This is a genomic window from Pseudomonas moorei, from assembly GCF_042846945.1.
In the GTDB taxonomy this organism is placed as follows: domain Bacteria; phylum Pseudomonadota; class Gammaproteobacteria; order Pseudomonadales; family Pseudomonadaceae; genus Aquipseudomonas; species Aquipseudomonas moorei.
Map to the genome: position 1 here is coordinate 5917536 of NZ_AP035776.1, position 12760 is coordinate 5930295.

The window sequence follows — 12760 nt, forward strand, 5'->3', positions numbered from 1 at the left end:
CGCGGGAAGTCGCCTGATGAACCGCCAGATCACTGCGTCCACCTGTTGTTACTGCGGAGTCGGCTGCGGCGTGCTGATCGAGCATGACGGCGAGCGCATCCTCGGCGTCAGCGGCGATCCAGCCCATCCTGCCAACTTCGGCAAGCTGTGCAGCAAGGGCTCGACCCTGCATTTGACCGGTGACTTGAGTGCGCGGGCGCTGCATCCCGAATTGCGCCTGGGCAGAGGCCTGGCCCGCAGTCGCACCGACTGGGACACCGCCCTCGATCACGCCACCAGCGTGTTTGCCCGCACCATCGCCGAACATGGCCCGGACAGTGTCGCGTTCTACATATCCGGACAGCTGCTGACCGAGGACTACTACGCCTTCAACAAACTGGCGCGAGCGCTGGTGGGCACCAACAACATCGACAGCAACTCCCGGCTGTGCATGTCGTCTGCGGTGGTGGGCTACAAACGCAGCCTCGGCGCCGACGCACCACCGTGCAGCTACGAAGACCTGGAATCGAGCGATTGCGTGATGATCGTTGGCAGCAATATGGCCTACGCCCATCCGGTGCTGTTTCGTCGCCTGGAGGAAGCCAAATCCCGCCGTCCGCAGATGAAAGTCATCGTCATCGACCCGCGCCGCACCGACACCTGTGATTTGGCTGACCTGCATCTGGCGATTCTGCCGGGCACCGATGTCGCTTTGTTCCATGGGATTTTGCACTTGCTGCTGTGGGAAAACCGGGTCGACCGCGACTTCATCGAGGCGCACACCCAAGGTCTGACGGAACTCAAGCACCTGGTACACGACTACACGCCGTCCATGGTTGCGCAGCTGTGCGGCATCAGCATTGAACAACTGCAGCAGTGTGCTGAATGGGTCGGCACTACCCCAAGTTTTCTGTCGCTGTGGTGCATGGGGTTGAATCAGTCGACCGCTGGCAGCGCCAAAAACAGCGCATTGATCAATCTGCACCTGGCCACCGGGCAAATTGGCCGCCCTGGCGCAGGGCCTTTCTCCCTGACCGGTCAGCCCAATGCCATGGGCGGCCGTGAAACCGGCAGCCTGTCGAACCTGTTGCCCGGGCATCGTGAAGCCGCCAGTGCCGACCACCGCGCTGAAGTGGCTGCTTACTGGGGCGTCGAACAGCTCCCGGCCAGTACCGGGCTTACCGCCATCGAACTGTTCGAGCAGGTGCGCAGCGGCAAGATCAAGGCATTGTGGATCGCCTGCACCAACCCGGCGCAATCGATGCCGGACCAAAACGCCGTGCGCGCTGCATTGCAAAACTGTCCGTTCGTGGTGTTGCAGGAAGCGTTTCGCACCACCGAAACAGCGGCGTTCGCCGACCTGCTATTACCCGCCGCCAGTTGGGGCGAAAAAGACGGCCTGGTGACCAACTCCGAACGACGCATTTCCCACGTCCGCCAAGCCATCGTCGCACCTGGTGAAGCGCGGCCCGATTGGGCGATCACCGTAGATTTCGCACAACGCCTGGAAAAGCATCTGCGCCCCGGACAACCCAGCCTATTTGCCTTTGAATCCCCGACGCAGCTCTTCGACGAATATAAACAACTGACCCGCGGTCGAGATCTGGACCTGTCCGGCATCAGCCATGGCCTGATCGACCGGATCGGCCCGCAACAATGGCCCTTCCCTACGAATGCCAGCGCAGGCACCGCCCGCCTGTACGGCGACGGCGTCTTCCCCACCGCCAACGGTCGCGCGCAGTTCGTTGCCGATCCATTCCGCGCCGCCAAGGAGCAGCGCGATGCACAGTTCCCGCTGACGCTGATCACCGGCCGCCTGCGTGATCAATGGCATGGCATGAGCCGTACCGGCACTGCCGCACAACTGTTCGGCCATGTGGGCGAAGCGGTATTGAGCCTGCATCCGCAGGAGCTGCGCCAACATGACCTGCAACCGGGCGACCTGGTCAGCCTGAAAAGCCGGCGCGGTGAAGTGATTGTGCCGGTCAGCAGCGACGACAACGTGCGTCCCGGCCAAGCGTTCCTGCCGATGCATTGGGGCGATCGCTTTCTCAAGGGCGGCGTGAACAGCCTCACCCTTCCCGACTTTGATCCACTGTCCAAACAACCCGAACTCAAGCACAGCGGCGTGCGCCTGGAGCCGGTGCAGTTGCCTTGGCGTCTGTTCGCATTGATCGAAGGCGATGTTCAACAGCATTTTGAGACGCTACGCACCCTCTGCGAGGCGTTTTCCTACGCAAGCCTTAGCCTGGCAGGCCGCGAACGCCCAGCATTGCTTATACGCGCCGCCAGCGCCTCAGCAGCGGACCCAAGCTTGCTGCGGGAGATCGATCAATGCCTGGGGCTGCATGAAGGTACGGTATTGGCCTACGACGACCCGCAGCGCTCCATCGGTAAGCGCGTGCGGATCGACAGCGGCCGAATTACCGCGATTCGCCTGGCCGGCGAGACCCTCGCCCAGCACTGGCTGCAAAACCTGTGGCTGGAAGGTCGTGCCGACGAACAGCTGCGACGCTGGCTATTGGCGCCACTGAGCACGCCACCGGGCCACGGGGCTACGTCGGTTGCCGGCAATAAAACCCTGTGCAACTGCAAGAACGTCAGTCAAAGCGCGGTCTGCGCCGGGATTACCCGAGGGCTGGACTTGCAGGGGCTGAAAGAGCAATTGGGCTGCGGCACGCAATGCGGCTCGTGCGTCCCGGAAATCAAGCGTTTGCTGGTCGCCGCTGCGCGCCCGGTCGCGGTCACCTCGTGAGGAAAATACTATGAACGCAAAAGTCTGGCTGGTAGGCGCGGGACCTGGCGATCCGGAATTGCTGACCCTCAAGGCCGTTCGGGCGTTGAGAGAGGCTGATGTCGTGCTGATCGATGACCTGGTGAATGGCGCCGTACTGGAACATTGCGCTGGTGCGCGGATCATCCCCGTGGGCAAACGCGGCGGATGTCGCTCTACCCCGCAAGCGTTCATTCATCGGCTGATGCTGCGTTACGCGCGCCAAGGCAAATGCGTGGTGCGACTCAAGGGTGGCGATCCCTGCATATTCGGGCGCGGCGGCGAAGAGGCAGCGTGGCTGCGTGAGCGCGGGGTCGAGGTTGAACTGGTCAACGGCATCACGGCCGGACTCGCGGGCGCGACCCAATGCGCTATTCCGTTGACCCTGCGCGGTGTTGCGCGTGGCGTGACGCTGGTCACGGCCCATACCCAGGACGGCAGTCATCTGAACTGGCAGGCGCTGGCCCAGAGCGGAACGACCCTGGTGATCTACATGGGGGTGGCCAAGCTCGGAGAAATCCGCGAACAGCTGCTTGCCGGTGGAATGGCGACGGATACGCCAGTGGCGATGATTGAAAACGCGTCCTTGCCCCATCAACGGGAATGTCGGAGTGACCTGACGGCGATGGAGGAAGATGCCTGCGCCTTCGAGCTCAAGAGCCCGGCCATTCTGGTCATCGGCACAGTAGCGGCCTGTGCAACGTCTTCTCAGTGGGAGCGCGGCTTGCCCGCGATGGTGGCCGATCAAACCGCCTGATCTGCCTGATTGCCCGTTGCTTCATCAAATCGCAGACAAAGAAAAGCCCGGCCTAAGCCGGGCTTTTCAGAGCTGCAAGCTAATTACTGAGCTTGAGCTTCAACCTTCGCTTCTACGCGACGGTTAACAGCGCGACCAGCTTCAGTGCTGTTGTCAGCAACTGGGCGGGATTTGCCGTAGCCAACCGACTGAACGCGGGATGGCGAAACACCGTACTGGTTGGTCAGAACTTGTTTAACGGCGTTTGCACGACGCTCGGACAGTTTCTGGTTGTAAGCGTCAGGACCGACGTTGTCGGTGTGACCTTCAACAGTAGTGGTGGTCGATGGGTACTGCTTCATGAAGTCAGCCAGGTTTTTGATGTCAGCGTAGCTGTTTGGCTTAACGACCGACTTGTTGAAGTCGAACTTGACGTCCAGCTCAACACGAACAACCTCAGCAACTGGAGCTTCTGCAACTGGCGCTGGCTCTGGAGCCGGTGCTGGAACTGGAGCTGGAGCAGGCTTGTTGCCGCCACCGAAGTTCACGCCCAGACCTACGGACGGGATGTAGTCCCACTTGCCGTTGTCCAGCTTGTAGTCAGCTTCTACGCCAGCACGGGCGTAAACGTTCTCGAGGAAGTAGTACTTAACACCACCGCCAGCGGTCAGGAAAGTCGACTGGTCACGACCGGTGTGGCCATCAGCGGCTACGTTGGTCATGCTGCCGTGCTTAACACCACCTTGAACGTAAGGACGCAGAGCGTCGCCAGCGTTGTTGAAGTGGTACTGAGCGTTCAGACCGAACTGGTCGCCTTCGATTTTCTGATGGCCAGTGCCGTTGTTCGAACGGGTGTAGTCATCGTTGTTGTAGGTCGCGTTCAACGACACGTCGTCGGTCAAGAAGTAACCGATGGAAGCGCCAGGAGTGTAGCCATCTTCAACGTTCTTGACGCTGTCGTTGTACTTTTTCCCGTAGTTGAGCTCGCCTTCAACTGCGCCTTGGCCTTGTGCCAGAGCGCCGAACGAAGTAGCGGCAATAAGAGTACCAATGGCCAAGCCCAAGGTGTTTTTCAGTTTCATCCGTTAAATCCCCATCTGGTGATTGTGAAGCAGTCCCGCAAACCGGGGGACAACTCGGCGGCAAGTCTAACAGAACTTGCCTACACGTAAGAGATATTTGCGCTGAACTAAGTTTCAGCAATGCCTGCAAATTTCTCACGCAATTTATCTAGAGCGCGTTTGTACCGCATTTTTGTTGCACTCAAACCCATGTGCATGATGTCTGCGATCTCCTGAAACTCCAGCTCTGCGACAAATCGTAGCACCAGAATTTCGCGGTCAATCGGGTTCACATACACCAGCCAGCGATCGAGTCCACCCTTTTCCTCGGGTTTCGGCGCCTTTTCTTCGGACGCCTCCTCAAGGGGGTCAAGACTCAAGGCGTCCATCAAGCGACGCTTTCGCCGTTCCTTCCGATACTGTGTGATGCATTCGTTGTAAGTGATGCTATATAGCCATGTCTTGAACTTCGATTTGCCCTCGAAGTTCTTCAAGCCGTACAGCACCTTCAACATCACTTCCTGACAGACATCGTCTGCGTCGCGATCGTTCCCGAGATATCGTGCGCAGACGTTAAATAATGTTCGTTGGTAACGCCGCATCAACTCTTCGTAGGCGCGCGTCACGTGAAACAGCTCGGTGTGCGAGCGCGCGACCAACTCCTCATCAGAGAGCTCGCGGGGGTCGTAGCGCATGGATAGCGATTGGGCTTTATTCAAAACAAGTCGGGCCGACAGTCAGGTCAATGTCCGCCGCAGCCAGCATCAGCGGGCATTTTGCGGCGGCATACATTAGCAGGGTTTGCCGGGTTAGCGGCTACTCACATGCTGCTCAAGCAGGATCCGATTGGAAAGAGAGACTAGCTCACCCTCATCGGTCAGCAATGTGGTTTTAACCGTGCCGATCTCTTCGATCTGGCCTTCGACCTCGCCAACACGTACTTGTTGCCCAACCTGGTACAACTCACGCACATAGATTCCCGCAAGAATCTGACCGGCAATTTCCCGGCTTCCCAATCCCATGGCCAGCGCAACCGCCAGACCAACGGTAATCAAAACAATCACAATCACATGGTTGAGCAGGTCAGTCTTGACCTCCAACTGGCTGATCGCGACCGAAATACTGATGATGATGACCAGTCCCTGGGCAATTCGCCCCAGGCCGGAAGCGTAGTCCAGGCCCACGCCTTCCGCCGCGCCGCGCACCAGCCCGTTGGCCAGTTGCGCCAGCAAGACTCCCACCAGCAACACCAGCGCTGCGCCAAACACTTTCGGCAAATACAACGCGAGCATGTCCAGCGTAGCTGAAACTCGCTCAAGTCCAAGGGATTCTGCGGCAGAAACCAGAAAAATCAGCAAAACGAACCAATAGACGATCTTGCCGATCAGCGTCGAGATCGGTACCTGAAGGCCTGCCCGAGACAGCAACTTGGTCAGACCGGTGCCGCCCATCAGGCGATCGAGGCCCAGTTTGGCCAGCAACTTGGAGAGCAGCGTGTCCAGCAATTTGGCCACGACAAAACCCAACAGCAGCACGACCAGTGCGCCAAACAGGTTCGGAATGAAGTTCGCAACCTTGGTCCATAACGCAGTCATTGCAGTGACGAGGCTCTGAGTCCAGAGATCAAGTTCCATATTCAATCAGCCTTATCAGCAGTGCGAGCAGTAGGTTTACGAAGGCGGGATACCGGCGCCACATGGGCCGATCCGTTATTGAGGGCAATCATCAGGGCGGGCAACCAACGGCCCAGCAGGCTGAACAAATCACCGGCGCCGACCTGGCGATTGGCGGTTTTCAGTACACGACCAAGGCAAGCATCGTCGTCCCGGGTGGACGGAGACGCCTTGAGCATGTCACGCAAAGACTGTTCAAACGGATCGTGCATACGCACCTCTCGTGATGTCTGTGAAAGACGCGATCAAATTTGCCCAGGTCACATGGCTCACGTTCAAACCCAGCGCAAACGGCGGAACAACCACCACTGCCCCAAGGCCACCACGACCATTATCAGGCAGGCAATCACGAACCCGTAAGGGTTCCCCGAGAACGGGATTCCACCGACGTTGATTCCCAGCAGACCGGTCAGAAAACTCATCGGCAAAAAAATCCCGGTGATGATCCCGAAGCGGTACATCGTGCGGTTCATGCGCACGCTCAAACGCCGGTCTTCAGCCTCCAGGACCAGCCCCACCCGCTCCCGGGTCAATTCCAGCTCTTCCAGATACCGGGTCAGGCTGTTGTTCAATTCGTTCCAGTAATCACCATCGTCGTCGACGAACCAGGGCAATTTGATCCGTGTCAGCTGACCAAAAATATCCCGCTGCGGAGCGAGAAACCGCTTCAACGCAGCCGCTCGCCGACGGATCTGTAAAATCGCTCCATGCTCGGGCGTGTACCGTTCGTCGGCATCGAGTTTTTCTTCTTCCTCATCGACCACTTCCGAGAGGTCGCTGACCAGATCCTGCACCTTGTTGGTCAAGTACTGCGCCATATACAGGATGAGTTCGGAGGCCGTTTTCGGTCCTTTGCCATCCGCCAGTTGCACCAGCAACTCATCCGTGGCGCGCAATGGGCGCAAACGCAAGGAAATGACGCGCTGGGCAGACCCGAAGATCCGCACCGAGACCATATCTTCAGGCTCGGCACCCGGATTCAGATTGACCCCGCGCAAAAATAGCAGCAGTTCGCTGTCCGAAAGCTGTAAAAGACGCGGTCGGGTGTTTTCTTCCAGCAGCAGATCACAGCTGAACTCACTCAGACCACTGGATTTGCGCAGCCAGGTCTGGGTCTGCGGATGACTGCGATCCCAATGCAGCCACAGGCTTTCATGGGCCTGCAGCTGCAATTCATCGAGTTCAGTCCGGGCTATCGAACGCGCGCCGCCTTTACCATCCAGTACCAGGGCATGTACCAGCCCCCATTGCGCGTTTTCTTCCTCAAACATCCGCATTCCTTCGGTCAAAGCTTACTCAGGCATTTTCAGCGGGCTAGGCGAGATGATCACGCCGTTATTGTCCGCATAGATGTAATGGCCCGGATGGAAGGTCACGCCAGCAAAGGTCACGGCCACGTTCAGATCGCCGATACCGCGCTTGTCGGTTTTCATCGGGTGGCTGGCCAAAGCCTGAACCCCCAGATCGGTTTGCGCGATCACGTCGACGTCACGGATGCAACCGTAGATCACCAGCCCTTCCCAGCCGTTGTTCGCGGCTTTCTCGGCCAGCATGTCACCCAGCAATGCACGACGTAGGGAGCCTCCGCCATCGACCACCAGCACCTTGCCATTACCTTTGAGCTCGACTTGCTCCTTGACCAGCGAGTTGTCTTCGAAGCATTTGATGGTCACGATTTCGCCGCCGAAGGAATCCCGACCACCGAAATTGCTGAACATCGGTTCCAGCACCTGCACCAGCTCCGGATAGGCGTCGCACAGGTCAGGCGTGAGGTAATGGTTCATCGAGAAACTCCTGTTAAGAGGAAGACAGCACGAACATCACTGATGACTCAGTCATCGAAAATGACCAGAACAGCTCAATGCGTCATATCTTAGCCGCTAGCCGATCAGAGCGAAATGCCCTTGATAGAGCGGCCAATTCAAATCACCGCAGCCAAATCCGCTTCTGCACCCGGCAGAGGGGTTTGCTGGTCCGCCAGCCAACGGGCCACCAGCGGCCAGACTTCAGCCTGTGCGGCTTTGCTGACCAGCATTTCCACGTGGCCAAAATTGTCGGCAAAGCCCTGCTCGCGCCCCAGATTGATAAATTGCTTGTGCTCTGAACCCATCTGATCGAACAGCTTGCGACAAGCCCAGGCCGGGTCCTGATGATCACCGGCGGCACTCACCGCCAGTACCGGCAATTTAACCTCGGCCAAACCCGCCCACCAGTTCTTGTCGGCATCACCAAAGCGCCCGAACAGGCCGTACCAGCGCATGCTTTCCAGGGCCAGGCCAATCGGCTCGTCCTCCGGGCCGCGCTTGAGCCGCGAACCCGACAGCTGGGCAAAACGCTTGAGAATGAAGCGCCCACTCCACTCCACCGGTGGAATCTTCAGTGGCCAGTAGGTCCGGCTGACCTGAGTGCCAAAGAACGCCGCAGACGCGACCACGGGCTCACCGATGTATTCACCGCCCAGCGCTGCCGCCAGGGTGATGCCACCCAGCGAGTGACCGATCCAGTGTGGCACCTGGCCGCTTTGCTCACGCACGAACGCGCCAATGGCCGGGAGATCGTAACGAGCGTAGTCGGCGACGCGGTTCTTGCGGTAGTTGCGGTTGCGCTGGGACAAGCCGTGACCGCGCATCTCCGGAATCCACACGTCGAAGCCCAGGCGCGTCAGATAGGCACCGAGACCCAGCCCTTTCGGAGAAAACCAGAAGCGTCGATTGGAAAAACTGCCGTGCAGCAGGATAACCGGCACGCCACGCACCGCCGGCTCATCAGCCATACCGAGGCGAGTCACCGCGATTTCGACGGTGCCGTCGGGGCTGTTGCCGGGCTTTAAACGATAAACATCTTCGCTCAGATCACCGCGCCGCTCGGCGCTGATCAGGGCGACAGGAAATAGGTTGCTGCTGCTTTGCATAAGCTCTTGCACAAAAAAGGGCGGCATCCGGAGGAGCCCGCCCTACTTGAATCTTAAAGGCACCGCCCCCTGTGGGAGCGAGCCCGCTCGCGATGGACTCCAGAACAACGCGTTTATCGAGTAAACACGCGTTATCGTTTACGACCATAGCGAGCAGGCTCGCTCCTACAGAGAGCGGCCCGTTTACACCGGATCAAGCTTGCGCCTGACCCTCAGCCAGGAAGAACCAGGTTTCCAGTACGGAATCAGGGTTCAACGACACGCTTTCGATGCCTTGTTCCATCAGCCATTTGGCCAGGTCCGGGTGGTCCGAAGGGCCCTGACCGCAAATGCCAATGTACTTGCCGGCCTTGTTGCACGCGGCAATGGCGTTGGCCAACAGCTTCTTGACCGCCGGGTTACGCTCGTCGAACAGGTGCGCAATGATCCCGGAGTCGCGGTCAAGGCCCAGGGTCAGCTGGGTCAGGTCGTTGGAGCCGATGGAGAACCCGTCGAAGAACTCGAGGAACTCTTCAGCCAGGATGGCGTTGGACGGCAGTTCGCACATCATGATCACGCGCAGACCGTTGTCGCCACGGGCCAGGCCGTTTTCCGCCAGCAGGTCCACAACCTGGCTCGCTTCGCCCAGGGTACGGACGAACGGCACCATGATTTCGACGTTGGTCAGGCCCATCTCGTTGCGAACGCGCTTGAGAGCACGGCATTCGAGTTCGAAGCAGTCACGGAACGATTCGCTGATGTAACGCGAAGCGCCACGGAAGCCCAGCATCGGGTTTTCTTCTTCCGGCTCGTAGAGCTTGCCGCCGATCAGGTTGGCGTATTCGTTGGACTTGAAGTCCGACAGACGCACGATGACCTTCTTCGGCCAGAACGCCGCCGCCAGGGTGCTGATGCCTTCAACCAGTTTCTCGACATAGAAACCGACCGGATCGTTGTAACCGGCGATACGCTTGTCGACGCTTTCCTTGATGTCCAGCGGCAGACCGGCGTAGTTCAGCAGTGCCTTGGGGTGCACGCCGATCATGCGGTTGATGATGAACTCCAGACGGGCCAGGCCCACACCGGCGTTCGGCAGCTGTGCGAAGTCGAAGGCACGGTCCGGGTTGCCGACGTTCATCATGATCTTGAACGGCAGCTCCGGCATGGCGTCCACGGAGTTCTTCTTGATGTCGAAGCCCAGTTCGCCTTCGAAGATGAAACCGGTGTCGCCTTCGGCGCAGGAAACGGTCACGCCCTGGCCGTCTTTCAGCAGCTGGGTGGCGTTACCGCAACCGACCACGGCCGGGATACCCAGTTCACGGGCGATGATCGCCGCGTGGCAGGTACGGCCGCCACGGTTGGTGACGATGGCGCTGGCACGCTTCATGACCGGTTCCCAGTCCGGGTCGGTCATGTCGGAAACCAGCACGTCGCCTGGCTGGACCTTGTCCATCTCGGACACGTCCTTGATGATGCGGACCTTGCCGGCGCCGATGCGCTGGCCGATGGCACGACCTTCCACCAGCACGGTGCCGGTTTCTTTCAACAGGTAACGTTCCATGACGTTTGCCTGGGTGCGGCTCTTCACGGTTTCCGGACGGGCCTGCACGATGTACAGCTTGCCGTCGTCACCATCCTTGGCCCACTCGATGTCCATCGGGCACTTGTAATGCTTCTCGATGATCATCGCCTGCTTGGCCAGTTCGCTGACTTCGGCGTCGGTCAGGCAGAAACGCGCGCGATCGGCCTTGTCGACATCGACGGTCTTGACCGAACGACCGGCCTTGGCCTCGTCGCCGTAGATCATCTTGATGGCCTTGCTGCCCAGGTTGCGGCGCAGGATTGCCGGACGACCGGCGGCCAGCGTGCCCTTGTGCACGTAGAACTCATCCGGGTTCACCGCGCCTTGCACGACGGTTTCACCCAGGCCGTAGGCGCCGGTGATGAACACCACGTCACGGAAACCCGATTCGGTATCGAGGGTGAACATCACGCCGGCAGTGCCGGTTTCGGAACGGACCATGCGCTGCACGCCGGCCGACAGGGCAACGAGCTTGTGGTCGAAGCCCTGGTGCACGCGATAGGAAATGGCGCGGTCGTTGAACAGCGAGGCGAACACCTCTTTGGCGGCGCGAATGACGTTTTCGACGCCCCGGATGTTCAGGAAGGTTTCCTGCTGGCCGGCGAAGGAAGCGTCCGGCAGGTCTTCGGCGGTCGCGGAAGAACGCACGGCCACGGCCATGTCAGGGTTGCCCGCGGACAACGTGGCGAACGCCGTGCGGATTTCGGTATTCAGTTTTTCAGGGAACTCGGCTTCCATGATCCATTGACGGATCTGGGCACCGGTCTTGGCCAGGGCATTCACGTCGTCGACGTCCAGGGCATCAAGGGCGTCGTGAATCTGCTGGTTCAGGCCGCTCAGTTCCAGGAAATCACGATAAGCCTGAGCGGTCGTGGCGAAGCCACCGGGCACCGATACACCGGCACCCGCAAGGTTGCTGATCATCTCGCCCAGGGATGCGTTCTTGCCCCCCACATGCTCCACATCATGGACGCCGAGCTTATCGAGGGAAACTACGTACTCTACCAAGGTGATCTCTCCACTAACTGTGTTGGAAAAGCTCAGAAGCCGGCTGCTCGGAAGAGCGTTTGCCAGCTGTATGGCCTGGACCTGGAAAATAAGTGAGAATGCGGGCCATTGGCGGCCGACAAATCGCGCCTATCATATCCAAGATTCGTCACTAGCTTAAGGCCCAAGGTGCAAATGAAACGATCTGCTTTCTTTATCTCCGATGGCACCGGCATTACCGCCGAAACCCTGGGTCAAAGCCTCCTGGCGCAGTTCGAAAACATTACCTTCAGCAAATTCACGCGGCCGTACATCGACAGCGCGGATAAAGCCCGGGCCATGGTACAACAAATCAACAAAGCCGCCGAAACCGACGGCTTCCGTCCGATTATCTTCGACACCATCGTCAATCAGGACATTCGTGAGATCCTCGCGACTTCCAATGGTTTCATGATCGACATCTTCTCGACCTTCCTGGCGCCTCTCGAACAGGAACTGACCGAGCATTCTTCCTACACCGTCGGCAAATCCCACTCCATCGGCTCCAACACCAATTACATGGAGCGGATCGAGGCAGTGAACTTCGCCCTCGACAACGACGACGGCGCCCGCACGCATTATTACGACAAGGCCGACCTGATCCTGGTGGGCGTATCGCGCTGCGGCAAGACACCCACCTGCCTGTACATGGCCATGCAGTTCGGTATCCGCGCCGCCAACTACCCGCTGACCGAGGACGACATGGAGCGCCTGCAACTGCCAAGTGCCCTGCGTGCCCACCAGCACAAGCTGTTCGGCCTGACCATCGACCCGGATCGCCTCACCGCGATCCGTAACGAGCGCAAGCCCAACAGCCGCTATTCGAGCTACGCCCAATGCGAGTTTGAAGTGCGCGAAGTGGAAAACCTGTTCCGCCGCGAGAACATCCCGCACATCAACTCCACGCATTTTTCCGTTGAAGAGATCTCGGCGAAGATCCTCGTGGAAAAAGGCGTCGAGCGGCGCTTCAAATAAGCATGCGGCGTCTGATCTGACGCCTTCACGGGCAAGCCCGCTCCCACAGGGTTATCTGATGAATG

The 12760-nt window shown here is 59.1% G+C and carries 11 protein-coding genes; 3 read left to right on the forward strand and 8 right to left on the reverse strand.

What is annotated here, in order from left to right:
- The first annotated feature begins 16 nt into the window (after positions 1-16).
- Both ACGJAX_RS27515 and cobA read left to right on the forward strand, forming a co-directional pair.
- Complete coding sequence (locus ACGJAX_RS27515) at positions 17-2734, forward strand: molybdopterin-dependent oxidoreductase (protein WP_390956853.1); 2718 nt, start codon at positions 17-19, stop codon at positions 2732-2734.
- Between the two features lie 10 nt (positions 2735-2744).
- Positions 2745-3509: a uroporphyrinogen-III C-methyltransferase gene (gene cobA, locus ACGJAX_RS27520; protein ID WP_390956854.1), complete on the forward strand. Its 765-nt coding sequence runs from the start codon at positions 2745-2747 to the stop codon at positions 3507-3509.
- An 83-nt stretch (positions 3510-3592) separates the two neighbouring features.
- Here the strand turns inward: cobA and ACGJAX_RS27525 are convergent, their stop codons facing one another.
- From ACGJAX_RS27525 to ppsA, 8 genes are all read right to left on the reverse strand, one after another.
- A complete protein-coding gene (locus ACGJAX_RS27525; RefSeq protein WP_390956855.1) occupies positions 3593-4570 on the reverse strand; it encodes an OmpA family protein in 978 nt (325 codons plus the stop codon).
- Positions 4571-4677: 107 nt separating this feature from the next.
- Positions 4678-5268, reverse strand: a complete 591-nt coding sequence (gene sigX, locus ACGJAX_RS27530) for an RNA polymerase sigma factor SigX (RefSeq protein ID WP_075949123.1) — start codon at positions 5266-5268, stop codon at positions 4678-4680.
- Positions 5269-5358: 90 nt separating this feature from the next.
- Complete coding sequence (locus ACGJAX_RS27535) at positions 5359-6183, reverse strand: mechanosensitive ion channel family protein (RefSeq protein ID WP_008048604.1); 825 nt, start codon at positions 6181-6183, stop codon at positions 5359-5361.
- Between the two features lie 2 nt (positions 6184-6185).
- A complete protein-coding gene (locus ACGJAX_RS27540) occupies positions 6186-6434 on the reverse strand; it encodes a hypothetical protein (RefSeq protein WP_020801096.1) in 249 nt (82 codons plus the stop codon).
- Positions 6435-6497: 63 nt separating this feature from the next.
- Positions 6498-7493: a zinc transporter ZntB gene (locus tag ACGJAX_RS27545; RefSeq protein WP_247256110.1), complete on the reverse strand. Its 996-nt coding sequence runs from the start codon at positions 7491-7493 to the stop codon at positions 6498-6500.
- Positions 7494-7514: 21 nt separating this feature from the next.
- Positions 7515-8006, reverse strand: coding sequence for a ribonuclease E activity regulator RraA (gene rraA / locus ACGJAX_RS27550; RefSeq protein WP_090323966.1), 492 nt, complete (start codon positions 8004-8006; stop codon positions 7515-7517).
- A gap of 137 nt (positions 8007-8143) precedes the next feature.
- A complete protein-coding gene (locus tag ACGJAX_RS27555) occupies positions 8144-9133 on the reverse strand; it encodes an alpha/beta fold hydrolase (protein WP_390956856.1) in 990 nt (329 codons plus the stop codon).
- Between the two features lie 193 nt (positions 9134-9326).
- On the reverse strand, positions 9327-11702 hold the full coding sequence (ppsA, locus tag ACGJAX_RS27560) for a phosphoenolpyruvate synthase (RefSeq protein ID WP_390956857.1): 2376 nt from the start codon (positions 11700-11702) through the stop codon (positions 9327-9329).
- A gap of 174 nt (positions 11703-11876) precedes the next feature.
- Here ppsA and ACGJAX_RS27565 point away from each other — a divergent pair, with 174 nt between their 5' ends.
- Positions 11877-12695, forward strand: coding sequence for a pyruvate, water dikinase regulatory protein (locus tag ACGJAX_RS27565; protein WP_090323970.1), 819 nt, complete (start codon positions 11877-11879; stop codon positions 12693-12695).
- Positions 12696-12760 lie beyond the last annotated feature (65 nt).

What these genes read in the sequence shown, in the direction of transcription:
- rraA (WP_090323966.1), bottom strand. Translation starts at nt 8,006, where the DNA reads ATGAACCATTACCTCACGCCTGACCTGTGCGACGCCTATCCGGAGCTG.
- ACGJAX_RS27565 (WP_090323970.1), top strand. Translation starts at nt 11,877, where the DNA reads ATGAAACGATCTGCTTTCTTTATCTCCGATGGCACCGGCATTACCGCC.
- ACGJAX_RS27525 (WP_390956855.1), bottom strand. Translation starts at nt 4,570, where the DNA reads ATGAAACTGAAAAACACCTTGGGCTTGGCCATTGGTACTCTTATTGCC.
- cobA (WP_390956854.1), top strand. Translation starts at nt 2,745, where the DNA reads ATGAACGCAAAAGTCTGGCTGGTAGGCGCGGGACCTGGCGATCCGGAA.
- ACGJAX_RS27535 (WP_008048604.1), bottom strand. Translation starts at nt 6,183, where the DNA reads ATGGAACTTGATCTCTGGACTCAGAGCCTCGTCACTGCAATGACTGCG.
- ACGJAX_RS27515 (WP_390956853.1), top strand. Translation starts at nt 17, where the DNA reads ATGAACCGCCAGATCACTGCGTCCACCTGTTGTTACTGCGGAGTCGGC.
- ACGJAX_RS27540 (WP_020801096.1), bottom strand. Translation starts at nt 6,434, where the DNA reads ATGCACGATCCGTTTGAACAGTCTTTGCGTGACATGCTCAAGGCGTCT.
- ACGJAX_RS27545 (WP_247256110.1), bottom strand. Translation starts at nt 7,493, where the DNA reads ATGTTTGAGGAAGAAAACGCGCAATGGGGGCTGGTACATGCCCTGGTA.
- ACGJAX_RS27555 (WP_390956856.1), bottom strand. Translation starts at nt 9,133, where the DNA reads ATGCAAAGCAGCAGCAACCTATTTCCTGTCGCCCTGATCAGCGCCGAG.